The 15,878-nt window shown below is 71.9% G+C and carries 12 protein-coding genes; 4 read left to right on the top strand and 8 right to left on the bottom strand.

Annotation, left to right across the window (positions count from 1 at the left end; genetic code table 11):
- Nucleotides 1–146 precede the first annotated feature (146 nt).
- Together ACY0PA_RS31085 and ACY0PA_RS31080 are read right to left on the bottom strand one after the other, a co-directional pair.
- Complete coding sequence (locus ACY0PA_RS31085; protein ID WP_473080808.1) at nt 147–551, bottom strand: RidA family protein; 405 nt, start codon at nt 549–551, stop codon at nt 147–149.
- Entirely contained in the window at nt 548–1,678 is a 1,131-nt protein-coding gene (locus ACY0PA_RS31080) for an acyl-CoA dehydrogenase family protein (protein ID WP_473080807.1), read from the bottom strand. Before ACY0PA_RS31080 ends, ACY0PA_RS31085 begins: the two co-directional genes overlap by 4 nt.
- A 151-nt stretch (nt 1,679–1,829) precedes the next feature.
- On the opposite strand from ACY0PA_RS31080, the gene ACY0PA_RS31075 reads away from it, so the two are divergent.
- A complete protein-coding gene (locus ACY0PA_RS31075; protein ID WP_473080806.1) occupies nt 1,830–3,464 on the top strand; it encodes an AMP-binding protein in 1,635 nt (544 codons plus the stop codon).
- 4 nt (nt 3,465–3,468) lie between these two features.
- Nucleotides 3,469–4,290, top strand: coding sequence for a PaaX family transcriptional regulator (locus ACY0PA_RS31070; protein ID WP_473080805.1), 822 nt, complete (start codon nt 3,469–3,471; stop codon nt 4,288–4,290).
- On the opposite strand, the gene ACY0PA_RS31065 is transcribed toward ACY0PA_RS31070, so the two are convergent.
- Nucleotides 4,274–6,550: a bifunctional salicylyl-CoA 5-hydroxylase/oxidoreductase gene (locus ACY0PA_RS31065; protein WP_473086483.1), complete on the bottom strand. Its 2,277-nt coding sequence runs from the start codon at nt 6,548–6,550 to the stop codon at nt 4,274–4,276. The genes ACY0PA_RS31070 and ACY0PA_RS31065 overlap by 17 nt on opposite strands.
- 2 nt (nt 6,551–6,552) lie before the next feature.
- Entirely contained in the window at nt 6,553–7,380 is an 828-nt protein-coding gene (locus ACY0PA_RS31060) for an enoyl-CoA hydratase family protein (RefSeq protein ID WP_100591225.1), read from the bottom strand.
- Between the two features lie 239 nt (nt 7,381–7,619).
- Between ACY0PA_RS31060 and ACY0PA_RS31055 the strand changes: the two genes are divergently transcribed.
- Complete coding sequence (locus tag ACY0PA_RS31055) at nt 7,620–8,144, top strand: ATP-binding protein (protein WP_473080804.1); 525 nt, start codon at nt 7,620–7,622, stop codon at nt 8,142–8,144.
- Between the two features lie 27 nt (nt 8,145–8,171).
- On the opposite strand, the gene argF is transcribed toward ACY0PA_RS31055, so the two are convergent.
- From argF to ACY0PA_RS31035, 4 genes are all read right to left on the bottom strand, one after another.
- A complete protein-coding gene (argF, locus tag ACY0PA_RS31050; protein WP_473080803.1) occupies nt 8,172–9,179 on the bottom strand; it encodes an ornithine carbamoyltransferase in 1,008 nt (335 codons plus the stop codon).
- A gap of 114 nt (nt 9,180–9,293) precedes the next feature.
- Nucleotides 9,294–10,517: an arginine deiminase gene (locus ACY0PA_RS31045; protein WP_473080802.1), complete on the bottom strand. Its 1,224-nt coding sequence runs from the start codon at nt 10,515–10,517 to the stop codon at nt 9,294–9,296.
- Between the two features lie 75 nt (nt 10,518–10,592).
- Nucleotides 10,593–13,169, bottom strand: coding sequence for a polynucleotide kinase-phosphatase (locus ACY0PA_RS31040; protein ID WP_473080801.1), 2,577 nt, complete (start codon nt 13,167–13,169; stop codon nt 10,593–10,595).
- A complete protein-coding gene (locus ACY0PA_RS31035; RefSeq protein WP_473080800.1) occupies nt 13,166–14,737 on the bottom strand; it encodes a 3' terminal RNA ribose 2'-O-methyltransferase Hen1 in 1,572 nt (523 codons plus the stop codon). The genes ACY0PA_RS31040 and ACY0PA_RS31035 overlap by 4 nt, the downstream gene beginning before the upstream one ends.
- A 104-nt stretch (nt 14,738–14,841) precedes the next feature.
- Between ACY0PA_RS31035 and ACY0PA_RS31030 the strand changes: the two genes are divergently transcribed.
- A complete protein-coding gene (locus tag ACY0PA_RS31030) occupies nt 14,842–15,765 on the top strand; it encodes an LLM class F420-dependent oxidoreductase (protein ID WP_473080799.1) in 924 nt (307 codons plus the stop codon).
- Nucleotides 15,766–15,878: the final 113 nt, after the last annotated feature.

Raw genomic sequence — 15,878 nt, 5'->3', positions numbered from 1 at the left:
CGCGGGCCGATGTCATCTACGTACACATGGAGACGTACGGCATCGACGACGCGCCCACCGCCTGCCAGCGGTTGCACGACGGGGCGGTGCGCGGACGCGCGGTGATCCTGCCGCAGGAGTAGTCGGCCGGGACCGACGGACACCCCCTAGTCCGGCACGACTGCCAGCCCGTCCAGTTCCACCAGTGCCTGCTCGTCCCACAGCCGGGTCGTGCCGATCACCGCCATCGCCGGATAGTCGCGGCCCGCCGACTCGCGCCAGATACGCCCGAGTTCACGGGCGTGGGTGCGGTAGTCGGCGACGTCGGTGGCGTAGACGGTGACGCGGGCGAGGGTGTCGGGGGTGCCTCCCGCGTGGCGCAGTGCGGTGAGGAGGTTGGCCAGGGCCCGCTCGAACTGCTCCGGGAGCGTGTCGCCGGTGATCTTGCCGTCCGCATCGAGGGCGGTCTGTCCGGCGAGGAAGACCAGGCGGCCGCCGGTGGCGGTGACGGCGTGCGAGAAGCCGGTGGCCGGGGAGAGTTCGGGTGGATTGATCCGCTCGATACTGCTCACGCGTACAACTCCTTGGCGATGATCGAGCGTTGGACCTCGCTGGCCCCTTCGTAGATGCGGGGTGCCCGCACCTCGCGGTAGAGGTGTTCGAGGAGGTGGCCGCGTTGCAGGGCGCGGGCGCCGTGCAGCTGGACGGCGGTGTCGACGACGTGCTGGGCGGTCTCGGTGGCCAGGAGCTTGGCCATCGCGGCGCGCTGCGGCACGTCGGGGGCGCCCGCGTCGTACGCCGAGGCCGCCGCGTAGACCATGAGGCGGGCCGCCTCCGTGCGCAGGGCGAGATCGGCCACCTGGTGGGCGACCGTCTGGAGGTCCTTCAGCTTGCCGCCGAACGCGTCGCGCCGGGCGGTGTGGTCGAGCGTCGCGTCGAGCGCGGCCTGCGCCATGCCCACGGCGAAGGCCCCGACGCTCGGGCGGAAGAGGTTCAGGGTGGTCATGGCGACGCGGAAGCCGCGGTCCGGTTCGCCGAGCACGTCGTCGGCGGTGACCGGGACCGCGTCGAAGCCGAGGGAGCCGATGGGGTGCGGGGAGAGCATGTCGAGGGGGGTGCCGGTGAGGCCGGGGCGGTCCGCCGGGACCAGGAAGGCGGTGACGCCACGGGCGCCGGCGCCCTCGGCCGTACGGGCGAAGACGGTGTAGAAGTCGGCCTCGGGGGCGTTCGAGATCCAGGTCTTCTCGCCGATGAGGCACCAGCCTCCGGTGCCGTCGGGCTCGGCGCGCAGGGCGAGGGCCGCGGCGTCGGAACCCGCGCCCGGCTCGCTGAGCGCGAAGGCCGCGACGGCCGTGCCGTCGCTGACGCGCGGCAGCCAGTGCGCGCGCTGCGCGTCGGTGCCGTACGCGTGCACGGGGTGTGCGCCGAGTCCCTGAAGGGCGAGAGCGGTCTCGGCCTCCGTGCAGACGCGGGCGAGGGACTCGCGCATCAGGCACAGGTCGAGGGCGCCGGAGCGGAAGAGCCGCTCCAGGAGGCCGAGCCGGCCGAGCTCGGCGACGAGCGGCCGGTTCACCTTCCCCGGCTCGCCCTTCTCGGCGAGGGGTGCGAGCCGCTCGGCGGCGAGCGCGCACAGCTCGGCACACCAGGCGGTCTGTGCTGGGTCGAGCGAGAATGACGGAGCTGCGGACTTTGCGGTCATCTGTCGGCGCCTCCCGGTTCGCCGGCGGCTCGGGCCGGCTCCCTCACGTTATCGCGGACCGTTGACTGTCGTCACCATCACGATACGCTCGTTCCGCGAGCCCACCGATACCTGTTTGCGCGAGCCCACCATGACAAGGGGGCGCACGGCCATGACAGACGCTCCACCGCAGCACACATCGGCCCACGTCGACACCTTCGCGCGCGACCATCTCCCGCCGCCCGAACTCTGGCCCGACCTCGTCTTCGACCTCCCCGAACTGCGCTATCCGCAGCGGCTCAACTGCGGGGCCGAGCTGCTCGACCGCACCGTCGAGCGGTTCGGCGCGGAGCGTCCCGCGTTCCGCACCGGCGACGGGGAGGTGTGGACGTACGGGGAACTGCTCCGCCGCGTCGACCGGATCGCGCACGTACTCAGCGGCGAGCTGGGCGTGCGGCCGGGGAACCGGGTACTCCTTCGCGGCCCCACCACGCCCTGGCTCGCGGCCTGCTGGCTGGCCGTGATGAAGGCGGGCGCGGTCGCCGTCACCGTCCTCGCGCAGGCGCGGTCGCAGGAGCTGGCGACGATCTGCTCCCTCGCGCGGGTCACGCACGCGCTGTGCGACGCCAGGACCACGGACGACCTGGTGAAGGCCGAGGTGCCCGGGCTGCGCGTCACACCGTTCGGCGGCGAGGGGCCCGACGACCTCCTGCGGCGCGGCTCCGGACAGCCCGAGACGTACGACGCCGTGGCGACCGCCGCCGACGATGTCGCCCTGATCGCGTTCACTTCGGGCACGACCGGGCGCCCCAAGGGCTGCATGCACTTCCACCGGGACGTCCTCGCCGTCGCCGACACGTTCGCGCGCCATGTCCTGCGGCCGAGGCCGGACGACGTGTTCGCGGGGAGCCCGCCGCTCGGCTTCACGTTCGGGCTCGGCGGTCTCGTCATCTTCCCGCTGCGGGCCGGCGCCTCGTCGCTGCTGCTGGAACAGGCCGGACCGCGGCAGCTGCTGCCCGCCATCGCCGAGCACGGGGTGTCCGTCCTGTTCACCGCGCCGACCGCGTACCGCGCGCTCCTCGACGGGATCGACGGCACCGACACGCACGCCCTCGCTTCGCTGCGTCGGTGCGTCTCGGCGGGCGAGAACCTGCCGGCCGCGACCTGGCGCGCCTGGCACGAGGCGACCGGGATCCGCATCATCAACGGCATCGGAGCCACGGAACTCCTGCACATCTTCATATCCGCCGCCGACGACGCGATCCGCCCCGGGGCTACGGGCGTGCCCGTACCCGGCTGGCAGGCGCGCGTGATCGACGCCACCGGGACCGAAGTGCCGGACGGAGAACCCGGGTTGCTCGCCGTGCGCGGCCCGGTCGGCTGCCGCTACCTCGCCGACGAGCGGCAGACGACGTACGTCCGCGGCGGCTGGAACGTCACCGGGGACACGTATGTCCGCGATCCCGACGGCTACTTCCGGTACGTCGCCCGCGCGGATGACATGATCATTTCTGCGGGGTACAACATCGCGGGCCCCGAGGTCGAGGACGCGCTGCTGCGGCACCCGGACGTCGCGGAGACCGCGGTGGTGGGCCGCCCCGACGACGAGCGCGGGCAGATAGCGGTCGCCTACGTCGTGCTGCGCGAGGGCGCCCGCCGGGACCCGGACGCACTGCGGGCGTTCGTGAAGGCCGAGCTGGTGCCGTACAAATGCCCGCGCGAGATCGTGTTTCTGGACGCTCTGCCGCGCACGGCGACCGGGAAGCTGCAGCGGTTCCGGCTGCGCGCCACCGGCGATCTAGAGTGACCACGTGTCCGAGCTGCACACTCCCCGGTCCCTGATCGTCACCCTCTACGGCGCCTACGGGCGCGGCTTTCCCGGCGCCGTGCCGGTCGCCGAGCTGATCCGTCTCCTCGGCGCGGTCGGCGTCGACGCGCCCGCCGTGCGGTCCTGCGTGTCCCGCCTCAAGCGGCGCGGGCTGCTCCTGCCGGAGCGCACGGGGTCGGGCGCCGCCGGGTACGCCCTGTCGCCGGCCGCGCGGCAACTCCTGGACGACGGCGACCGGCGCATCTACGGGCCGCCGGCCGGCGAGACGGACGGCTGGGTGCTCGCGGTGTTCTCCGTGCCGGAGGCCGAGCGCGCCAAGCGGCACGTCCTGCGCTCACGCCTTGCCGGGCTCGGCTTCGGCTCGGCGGCGCCCGGCGTGTGGATCGCCCCCGCGGGCCTGCACGAGGAGACCCGGCACACCCTGGAGCGCCTCGGGCTCTCCCCGTACGTCGATCTGTTCCGCGGCGAGCACCTGGGGTTCGCGGCGACGGCGGACGCGGTCGCGCGCTGGTGGGACCTGGACCGTCTCGCCGCGCTGCACGAGGCGTTCCTGGACGAGCACGCGCCGGTGCTCGCCGCCTGGCAGGCCCGCTCCCCCGGCGACGCCGCTCCGGAGGAGGCGTACCGGGACTACCTCCTCGCCCTCGACTCCTGGCGCCATCTGCCGTACGCCGACCCGGGGCTTCCCGCCGGGCTGCTGCCCGCGCGGTGGCCGGGGACCCGCTCGGCGAGCGTGTTCCGGGCGCTGCACGAGCGGCTGCGGGACGCGGGAGCGGCGTTCACCACCGTCAACCACCCAGCGTGAGCCGGGGCTTGGGCGCGTCCAGACGTCCGGTCTGCGGTGGCCTGCTGCCCGCCTCGTACGGCTTCGGCCAGGCGACACCGGGACCCGCGTAGCCCTGTTCGGCCGCCGCGTGCAGGGTCCAGTGCGGGTCGTAGAGATGGGGGCGGGCCAGCGCGCACAGGTCGGTGCGCCCGGCCAGGATCAGCGAGTTGACGTCGTCCCACGAGGAGATCGCGCCGACCGAGATCACCGGGATGCCGGTCTCGTTGCGGATCCGGTCCGCGAACGGCACTTGGTAGGAGCGTCCGTAGGCGGGTTTCTCGTCGGCGACGACCTGGCCGGTCGACACGTCGATCGCGTCCGCGCCGTGCGCGGCGAAGGCGCGGGCGATCTCTACGGCGTCGTCCGCGTCCGTGCCCCCCTCCGCCCAGTCGGTGGCGGAGATCCGGACGGTCATGGGCCGGTCACCGGGCCACACGTCGCGTACGGCGTCGAAGACTTCGAGGGGGAAGCGCAGCCGGTTCGTGAGCGAGCCGCCGTACGCGTCGGTCCGGTGATTGCTCAGCGGTGACAGGAAGCCGGACAGCAGATAGCCGTGGGCGCAGTGCAGTTCGAGGAGGTCGAAGCCGGCGCCGGCGGCGCGCACGGCGGCGGACCTGAACTGCTCGCGGACATCGGCAAGTTCGTCCCGCGTCAGCTCGTGCGGAATCTGGCTGCCCGGCTTGTACGGGAGCGGGGAGGCGGCGACCAGCGGCCAGTTCCCGTCGGGGAGCGGGTCGTCGATGCCTTCCCACATCAGTTTCGTGGAGCCCTTGCGGCCGGAGTGCCCCAGCTGGACGCCGATCGCCGTGCCGGGGGCCTGGGCGTGCGCGAACTCGGTGATGCGGCGCCAGGCCGCGGCCTGCTGCGGCGTGTAGAGACCGGCGCAGCCCGGGGTGATGCGGCCCTCGGGGCTGACGCACACCATCTCGGTCATGACGAGTCCGGCGCCGCCGAGGGCCCGCGCGCCGAGGTGGACGAGGTGGAAGTCGCCGGGGACGCCGTCCTGGGACGCGTACATGTCCATGGGCGAGACGACGACGCGGTTGCGCAGGGTCAGTTCGCGCAGGCGCAGCGGCGTGAACATGGGAGGTGTGCCGGGCGGGCAGCCGAAGTCGCGCTCGACGGCCTCGGTGAAGCGGGGGTCGCGCAGGCGCAGGTTGTCGTGCGTGACGCGGCGGCTGCGGGTGAGGAGGTTGAACGCGAACTGGCGTGAGGGCTGGTCGAGATAGAGGCCGAGGTTCTCGAACCACTCCAGGCTGGCGCGGGCCGCGCGCTGCGTGGAGGCGACGACGGGCCGCCGCTCCGCCTCGTACGCGGCGAGCGCCTCGGCCGTGGTGGGCTGCTCCTGGAGGCAGGCGGCGAGCGCGAGGGCGTCCTCGACGGCGAGCTTGGTGCCGGAGCCGATGGAGAAGTGCGCGGTGTGCGCGGAGTCCCCGACGAGGACGACGTTCCCGTGCGACCACTTCTCGTTCACGACCGTGCGGAAGGCGGTCCAGGCGGATTTGTTCGACCTCAGGCCACGGCCGCCGAGGGCCTCGGTGAAGATCTTGGCGCAGCGTTCGACGGACTCGCGCACGTCGGGCCCGTCGAAACCGGCCGCCCGCCAGACCTCCTCGCGCATCTCGACGATGACGGTGCTGTCGTTCGCCGAGTAGGGGTATCCGTGCAGCTGCATGACGCCGTGCTCGGTCTCGGCGGTCTCGAAGCGGAACGCGTCGAAGGCGAAGTCGGCGGCGAGCCAGATGTAGCGGCAGCGGTGCTCCTCGATGTGCGGCCGGAACGCGTCGGCGTGGGCCTCGCGGGTCGCGCTGCGCACTCCGTCGGCGGCGACGACGAGGTCGTGGTCGCGGGCGAGGTCGGCTGCCGACGGGGCTTCCGAGCGGAAGCGGAGGTTCACGCCGAGCTGCCGGCAGCGCTCGTGGAGGATTTCGAGGAGCCTGCGGCGGCCGAGCGCGGCGAAGCCGTGGCCGCCCGAGGTGTGGCGGGTGCCGCGGTGCACGACGTCGATGTCGTCCCAGCGCACGAACTCGGCCTGGAGTGCGGCGTGGACGACGGGGTCGGCGTGCTCGATGCCGCCGAGCGTCTCGTCGGAGAGGACGACGCCGAAGCCGAAGGTGTCGTCGGGGGCGTTGCGCTCCCAGACCGTGATGTCGCGGCGCGGGTCGAGCCGCTTGAGGAGGGCGGCGGCGTACAGGCCGCCGGGTCCGCCGCCGATGACGGCCACGCGCAGGGGTCCCATGGTCACCGCCCCCGCCACTTGGGGGCACGTTTCTCCGTGAAGGCCGCGTGGAACTCGGCGTAGTCCTCGCCGTTCATGAGGAGGGCCTGGGTCGCGGCGTCCATTTCGACGGCGGCGGCCAGCGGCATGTCGAGTTCGGCGGTGAGCAGCGCCTTGGTCTGGGCGTACGCGAGGGCCGGGCCCTCGGCGAGGCGGCGGGCCAGGGCCTGCGCGGCCTCGTCGACCTGGCCCTCGTCGGTCAGCTCGCTGATCAGGCCGATGCGCTCGGCCTCCGGAGCGCGCACCGGCTCGCCCAGCATGAGCAGGCGCGTCGCGTGGCCGAGGCCGACGACGCGGGGCAGCAGATACGCGGCGCCCATGTCGCCGCCGGACAGGCCGACGCGGGTGAAGAGGAACGCGAAGCGGGCGCTCGGGTCGGCGACGCGGAAGTCGGCGGCAAGTGCGAGGACGGCGCCGGCGCCCGCCGCGACGCCGTGCACGGCGGCGATCACGGGGAAGGGGCACTCGCGCACGGCCCGTACGACCTGGCCGGTCATCCGGTTGAAGTCGAGGAGCTGGGCGGTGTCCATGGCGAGGGTGGCGCCGATGATCTCGTCCACGTCACCGCCGGAGCAGAAGCCGCGCCCCTCTCCGGCCAGGACGAGGGCGCGTACGGAGCGCTCGCGGGACAGCTCCGCGAGCAAATCGCGCAGGTCGGCGTAGGCGCCGAAGGTGAGCGCGTTGAGCTTGTCGGGGCGGGCCAGGGTGACGGTGGCGACCCCGTCGTCGACGGCGTACCTCAGGTGCCGCCAGTCGTCGGTGCGGGGCGCGGAGCCGGTGAAGGGACTCATGGCGGTGCGGCCTCCTCGGGCGGGGGCGGCGGACGGTTCGGCGCACCTGTGTCAGGCACGTCGTTCCCTGAAGTTATCACCGCTTCGTGACTTCCGTCACGAGTACGCGATACGCGATCCTGATGGCAGGCGTTCAGCCCAGGTAGGGAGCGCGGGTAGGGAGCGCGTATGAGAGAAGTGACGAACGTCCCGAAGAAGGGGTGTCGGGCGGCTCTGTCCGGCGACGCCTTACCATTCGTATGGTTGAAAGCAGGACAGCTCCTCCGCTGTCAGCCCCTGTCGTCCCCTGTCAGGACACCTGCACCCTGAACGGACCCGCCGTGCCCACACCGCCCGCCCCCACCTCCTGGCGCATCGCGCTGCCGCACACCGCGGCCGCGGTGCCGGTCGCGCGCGCTCTGGTGCGTACGGCCCTGACGGAGATCGAGTCGCCCGCCGCCGACAGCGACACGGCGGAGCTGCTCACGGCCGAGCTGGTGGCGAACGCCGTCGAGCACACTGCGGGGTCGGGCCCCATCGAGCTGGTGGTGGAGCTGCTGCCGTCGGGCTGTCAGGTCGAGGTGCACGACGGGGACCCTGCGCCGCCCGGCGATCTGACCCTGCCCGGCCCGGCCGAGGAGCCGGACCCGTGGCAGGAGCACGGGCGCGGCCTGCTGCTGATCCGCACCCTGAGCTCGTCCTGCGGACATCGCCCCACCGCGTCCGGCAAGGCGGTCTGGTTCACCCTTCCCGCGATACCGGCGCAGCGGACGAGCCCGGAGTAGTACGCCCCTCCCCTGCCGGGGCGGGCGTCAGGCCAGCGTGGCGACCATGATCGCCTTGATGGTGTGCAGCCGGTTCTCGGCCTCGTCGAAGACGACCGAGTGCGCCGACTCGAAGACCTCGTCCGTGACCTCCAGCGAGTCGAGGCCGTACGTCTCGTGGATCTCGCGCCCGACCTTGGTGCCCAGGTCGTGGAAGGCGGGCAGACAGTGCAGGAACTTGACGTCCGCGTTGCCGGTGGCGCGCAGGACGTCCATCGTCACGGCGTACGGCTTGAGAGCGGTGATGCGCTCGGCCCACACCTCCTTGGGCTCGCCCATGGAGACCCAGACGTCGGTGGCGACGAAGTCGGCGCCACGGGCGCCCTCGGCGACGTCCTCGGTGAGCGTGACGCGGGCGCCGCTCGTCTCGGCGAGCTTGCGGGCCTCGGCGACGATCTCCTCGGCCGGCCAGTACTCGCGCGGCGCCACGATCCGCACGTCCATGCCCAGCAGCGCGCCGGTCACCAGGTACGAGTTGCCCATGTTGAAGCGGGCGTCGCCGAGGTAGGCGAAGGCGATCCGGTCGAGCGGCTTGGCGCAGTGCTCGACCATCGTGAGCACGTCGGCGAGCATCTGCGTGGGGTGCCAGTCGTCGGTCAGGCCGTTGTAGACCGGCACACCCGCGTACGCGGCGAGCTCCTCGACGCCGGACTGGCTGTCCCCGCGGTACTCAATGGCGTCGAACATCCGGCCGAGGACCCGGGCGGTGTCCCGCACGGACTCCTTGTGGCCGATCTGCGAGCCGGACGGGTCCAGGTAGGTCGTGAACGCGCCCTGGTCGGCCGCGGCGACCTCGAAGGCGCAGCGCGTACGCGTGGAGGTCTTCTCGAAGATCAGCGCGATGTTCCGGCCCGCGAGGTGCCGCGTCTCCGTCCCCGCCTTCTTGGCCGCCTTCAGCTCGGCGGCGAGGTCGATCAGGCCGCGGAACTCCTCGGCGGTGAAGTCCACCTCCTTGAGGAAGTGGCGGCCGGTGAGGTCGGGACGGACTGTCGCCATGGGGCGCTCCTGGGGTACGCGTAAAACGGCTGGGGCATCAAAGATGCTGGAAGTCTATACGACATTCCACATTTCTATACAGGATCCCAGAGGCAGGGCTTCTGCACGGGCCCCCTATACAGAGTCCCTCTCGACCGGGCAGCTCATGCAGCGCGGGCCGCCCCTCCCGCGTCCCAGCTCGCTGCCGAGGATCTCTATGACCTCGATGCCCTGCTTGCGCAGATAGGTGTTCGTCGTGGCGTTGCGCTCGTAGGCGACGACGACGCCCGGCTCCACGGCCAGCACGTTGCACCCGTCGTCCCACTGCTCCCGCTCGGCCGCGTGCACGTCCTGCGTGGCGGTCAGGACCCGGATCTCACTGAGGCCGAGCGCGGCCGCGATGGCCCGGTGCATGTGCTCGGGCGGATGGTCCGTGACCTTCAGCTCCCGCTCCCCCACGCCCGGTTCGATGGTGTACGAGCGCAGCATGCCGAGCCCCGCGTACTGCGTGAACGTGTCGCCGTCGACCATCGTCATCACGGTGTCGAGGTGCATGAACGCCCGGCGCTTCGGCATGTCGAGCGCCACGATCGTCTGCGCGGAGCCCGCCGCGAACAGCTTGTGCGCCAGCATCTCGACGGCCTGCGGGGTGGTGCGCTCGCTCATCCCGATGAGGACGGCGCCCTGCCCGATCACCAGGACGTCGCCGCCCTCGATCGTGGACGGGTAGTCGGCCTGCCCCTCCGACCACACGTGGAAGCCCGTGTCGCGGAACAGCGGATGGTGCCGGTAGATCGCCTCGAAGTGGACGGTCTCGCGCTGCCGGGCGGGCCACCTCATCGCGTTGATGGAGACACCGTCGTAGATCCAGGCCGAGGTGTCGCGGGTGAAGAGGTGGTTGGGCAGCGGGCCGAGCAGGAAGTCGTCGAGGTCCATCGCGTGGAAGCGCACCGACGTCGGCTCGGGGTGCCGGTCGAGGAACTCCCGCTTGGTCATGCCGCCGACCAGCGCCTCGGCCAGGTCCGTGGCCGGCATCGTCTCGAAGGCGGCCCTGAGGTGGTCGGTGGCGAGCGGCCCGTACTCCTTCTCGTCGAAGACCCGGTCGAGGACGAGGGATCTGGCGTCCCCGACGGCGAGCGTCTCGGTGAGCAGGTCGCCGAAGAGGTGCACGGTCACGCCGCGGTCGCGCAGCACGTCGGCGAACCCGTCGTGCTCCTGCCGCGCGCGGCGCACCCACAGCACGTCGTCGAAGAGCAGCGCGTCCTTGTTGCTCGGGGTGAGCCGCTTGAGCTCCAGATCGGGGCGGTGCAGGATGACGCGGCGCAGCCGCCCGGCCTCGGAGTCGACGTGGAATCCCATGGATCCATCTTTCCCCGGCCGGACGGCCCGTGCCCGTGCAATCAAGGAGCTGGGTGGCGGCTCACATCCGCGCGCTCACAGCCTCGGGTCGACCGGCTCCGACTCGAGCGCGAGGACCGCGAACACCGCTTCGTGGACGCGCCACAGCGGCTCCCCGTCCGCGAGCCGGTCGAGCGCCTCGAGACCGAGCGCGTACTCGCGGACGGCGAGCGAGCGCTTGTGCCCGAGGAAGCGGCCGCGCAGGCGTTCCAGGTGGTCGGGGCGCGTGTACTCGGGACCGTAGATGATCCGCAGGTACTCGCGGCCCCGGCACTTGATGCCCGGCTGTACGAGACGGCCCTTGCCGTCGCGCGTGAGCGCCTCGACCGGCTTGACGACCATGCCCTCGCCGCCGCGGCCCGTCATCTCCAGCCACCAGTCGACACCGGCGCTCACGGACGCCTCGTCGCCGGTGTCCACGAAGAGCCGCCGGGTGGTCTGCAGAAGCCCGGACCCGTCGTGCTCGACCATGCGGTCGATGAGGGCGAGCTGCTCGTCGTGCGGCAGGGCTGCCAGCGACCGGCCCTGCACGGCCAGGATCTGGAACGGCGCGAGCCGCACCCCGTCGAGCCCGTCCGTCGTCCAGCAGTAGCGCCGGTAGGCGTCCGTGAACGCGGCCGCGTCTTCGGCCCGTTCACGCTGCCTGCCGAGCAGTTCACCCACGTCGACGCCCCGCGCCTCCGCCGCTTCCAGGCCGGCGATGGCACCCGGGAACACGGCACCGGACGCGGCGCCCACGGCGGCGTACTGCGAGCGCAGCAGGCCCGACGCCTTGAGCGACCAGGGCATCAGCTCCGTGTCGAGCAGCAGCCAGTCCGTGTCGAGTTCGTCCCACAGGCCCGCGTCGGTGACGGCGGCGCGCACCCGGCCGAGGATCTCCTCGGTGACCTGCTCGTCGGCGAAGAAGGACCGTCCGGTACGGGTGTAGAGCGCGCCTGTGGGCCCGCCCTCCGGGACGCCGAAGCGCTCGCGCGCCACGTCCGCGTCCCGGCACACCAGGGCCACGGCCCGCGAGCCCATGTGCTTCTCCTCGCACACGACGCGCCCTACTCCGTCGGCGGCGTACTGGGCGAAGGCCTCGGCGGGGTGCTCCAGGAAGTGTCCATCAGCGGCTCCGCCGCGGGCGTCTTCCCGTGACGTCGCCGTCGGCGCCATCGTCGGCGGCAGGTACGGGACCAGGCGCGGGTCGACGGCGAAGCGGCTCATGACCTCCAGGGCCGCCGCCGCGTTCTCCTCGCGCACGGCCACGCGTCCGGCGTGCCGGGTCTCGACGACCCGCCGTCCGTGCACGTCGGCGAGGTCGAGCGGCCGCCCGTCCTGCCCGCCGGGCGCCTCCGTCCGCAGCGGCCTCGACGGCTCGTACCAGACCTTCTCGGCGGGTACGTCGACGAGTTCGCGCTCCGGCCAGCGCAACGCGGTCAGCTTGCCGCCGAACACGGCGCCGGTGTCGAGGCAGATGGTGTTGTTGAGCCAGGTGGCCTGCGGGACCGGCGTGTGGCCGTAGACGACGGCCGCGCTGCCCCGGTAGTCCTCGGCCCACGGGTAGCGCACGGGCAGGCCGAACTCGTCGGTCTCGCCGGTCGTGTCCCCGTACAGCGCGTGCGCGCGCACCCGCCCGGACGTGCGGCCGTGGTACTTCTCGGGCAGGCCCGCGTGGCACACGACGAGCCTGCCGCCGTCGAGGACGTAGTGGCTGACGAGGCCGTCGACGAACTCCGCGACCTCCTGCGTGAACTCCTCGCTCTCGCCCGCGAACTGCTCGACGGTCTCGGCGAGGCCGTGCGTGTGCTGGACCTTTCTTCCCTTGAGGTAACGGCCGAACTTGTTCTCGTGGTTCCCGGGCACACACAGCGCGTGGCCCGACTTGACCATCGACATGACGCGGCGCAGGACGCCCGGGGAGTCGGGCCCCCGGTCGACGAGGTCGCCGACGAACACCGCCGTACGGCCTTCGGGGTGCACACCGTCCACGTAACCGAGCCTCGTGAGCAGCGTCTCCAGTTCAAAGGCGCAGCCGTGGATGTCGCCGATGATGTCGAAGGGGCCCGTGAGGTGCGTGAGGTCGTTGTAGCGCTTCTCGCGTACGACCTCGGCGCTGTCGGCCTCTTCTGCGCCGCGCAGGATGTGGACCTTGCGGAAGCCCTCACGCTCCAGGTGACGCAGGGAGCGCCGCAGTTCACGGGTGTGCCGGGAGATGACGCGGCGGTGCATGCCGGCGCGTTCGGCGCGCTCCGCGTTGCGCGCGGCGCAGACCTCCTCGGGGATGTCGAGGACGATGGCGATGGGCAGCACGTCGTACTGCCGCGCCAGGTCGACGAGCTGCCTGCGGCTCTCCTGCTGGACGTTGGTCGCGTCGACGACGGTGAGCCGCCCGGCCGCGAGGCGCTTGCCCGCGATGTAGTGGAGCACGTCGAAGGCGTCGCGGCTGGCGCTCTGGTCGTTCTCGTCGTCGGCGACGAGCCCCCGGCAGAAGTCGCTGGAGATGATCTCGGTGGGCTTGAAGTGCCGCCGCGCGAACGTCGACTTGCCGGACCCCGAGGCGCCGACGAGGACGACGAGGGACAGATCGGTGACGGGGAGCGTACGAACGTGGGAACCGGGGGTGGTGGTCATGCGGCCTTCGCCTCCTTCGGACTCGGGTCGGCCGGGGTCCGGTCGGTCGGGGTCTGACCGGTCGGGGTCCGGTCGGTCGGGGTCCGACCGGTCGGGGTCCGGTCGGTCGGGGTCTGACCGGTCAAGGTGAAGACGGCCATCTGTGTGGGCGGGCCGACCTCCGGGTCGTCGGGTCCTACGGGCTCGAACTCGACGTCGTAGCCGTGCCGTTCGGCCACCGCGCGCGCCCACGTGCGGAACTCCTCGCGGGTCCACTCGAAGCGGTGGTCGCCGTGCCGGACGTGCCCGGCGGGCAGGGTCTCCCAGCGGACGTTGTACTCGACGTTCGGCGTCGTCACGAGGACCGTCCTCGGCCGCGCGGAGCCGAACACCGCGTACTCCAGTGCGGGCAGCCGCGGCAGGTCGAGGTGCTCGATGACCTCGCTGAGGACCGCCGCGTCATACCCCTTGAGCCGCTTGTCGGTGTACGCGAGCGAGCCCTGGAGCAGCGTGACGCGGGCGGCCTGGCGCTCGCCCATCCGGTCGGTCTTGAGGCGCCGGGCGGCGATCGTCAGGGCCCGCATCGACACATCGACACCGACGACCTCGGTGAACCGGGTGTCCTTGAGCAACTCCTGCACCAACTGGCCCTGCCCGCAGCCCAGGTCGAGCACCCGCCCGGCCCCCGCCGCCCTGAGCGCGGCGGTGATGGCGTCGCGCCGCTGAACAGCCAGCGGTACGGGCTGCTCCTCGGTGTCCGTCGCCTCGTCGACCGCGTTGTCGATGGCTTCGACGTCGGTGTCGTCCGCGTTGGCGAGCCGCACCAGTTCCAGGCGCTCCATGGCGCTGCGGGTGAGTGCCCAGCGTCGCGAGAGGTAGCGGCTGGTGATCAGCTTCTGCTCGGGGTGCGTGGGCAGCCAGCCCTCACCCGCCCGAAGCAGCTTGTCGACCTCGTCGGGCGAGACCCAGTAGTGCTTGGCGTCGTCGAGCACGGGCAGCAGCACATACAGGTGCCGCAGCGCCTCGGCGAGCCGCAGCTCGCCCTCCAGGACGAGACGCACGTAGCGCGAGTCGCCCCACTCGGGGAACTGCTCGTCGAGCGCCACCGGGTCGGCCGTCACCGTGGTCCAGCCGAGCGGCTCGAAGAGCCGGCGCACCAGCGCGGCTCCGCCGCGCGCGGGCACCGCGGGCACCTCGACGCGCAGCGGCATCGGCTGCCCGGCCCGCTCGGGCATGGCCTTGCACTGTCCGCGCAGGGCGCTGGAGAACACAGTGCCGATCGCCACGGCGAGCAGGGACGACGCGGCGTACGGCCGGTCGTTCACATACTGCGCGAGCGCCGCGTCGGGGGTGCCGCCGCGGCCCTTGCCCTTGCCCTTTCCCTTGCCGCGGCGCACGAGCGCGACGGGATCCACCTCAAGGAGCAGCGCCGCGGTGCAGCGCTCTGGGGACGCCTCCGGGTAGAGGACGTGCGCGGTTCCGTGCGAGGTGGAGAACGCCTGCGCGTTGTCGGGATGCTTGTGCAGCAGAAAGCCGAGGTCGGTCGCGGGGCGTTCAGGGGTGCCGGTCGTACTGATCGTCAGGAACACGTGTCCGAGTATGGTCCGCCAGTACCGCCTCCGACCACGCATTTCTCTCCGGGGACGCTGCGGTTCTAAAAGGTCACCAGAAGTGACCGGTGCATGATGGATGAATGGATCTTCGAGTCTTCACAGAACCGCAGCAAGGCGCGACCTACGAGACGCTTCTCCGCGTCGCGAAGGCCGCTGAAGACCTCAATTACGGAGCTTTTTTCCGGTCTGACCATTACTTGCACATGGGCTCCGCCGACGGGCTCCCCGGCCCCACCGATGCCTGGATCACGCTGGCCGGGCTCGCCCGCGAGACCAGGCGGATCCGCCTGGGCACACTGATGACCGCCGGCACCTTCCGCCTCCCCGGCGTCCTCGCGATCCAGGTCGCTCAGGTCGACCAGATGTCGGGTGGGCGCGTGGAGTTGGGCCTCGGCTCCGGCTGGTACGGGGCGGAGCACGAGGCTTACGGCATCCCCTTCCCGAAGGAGAAGTTCGGCCGCCTTGAGGAACAACTCGCCGTCGTCACGGGCCTGTGGAGCACGCCCGTCGGCGAGCGCTTCCACTTCAACGGCACCTACTACCAGCTGACGGACTCCCCCGCGCTGCCGAAGCCGGCGCAGAGCAAGGTGCCCGTCCTGATCGGCGGGCACGGCGCCAAGCGGACCCCGGCGCTCGCCGGGCAGTATGCCGACGAGTTCAACATCCCCTTCGCATCGCTCACCGACACGGAGCAGCAGTTCAAGCGGGTACGTGCGGCGGTGGAGCAGCACGGCCGCAGCGCCGACAGCCTCGTCTACTCCAACGCCCTGGTGGCATGCGTCGGCAAGACCGACGCCGACGTCAGGCGCCGCGCCGCCACGATCGGCCGTGACGTGGAGGAGCTGAAGGCGAACGGGCTCGCCGGGTCGCCGGCCGAGGTCGTCGAGCGGATCGCCGCGTACCAGGCCGTCGGCTCGCAGCGGATGTATCTCCAGATGCTGGACCTGGACGACCTGGACCACTTGGAACTGATCGCCACCGAGGTGATGCACCAGGTGTCCTAGGGTCTTTCGTCTGGATCAGGCTGGGTCCAGACGAAAAGCCCCTGGGCCACAGCGTCAACTCCGCTGGTCCCGGTGCTCCGGCCCCGCCCCTGTCGGGTGAATATCCGTCAACC

The sequence above is a fragment of the Streptomyces sp. DS1-CR2 genome (assembly GCF_055760475.1).
This window is presented reverse-complemented; position numbering and strand designations above follow the sequence as displayed.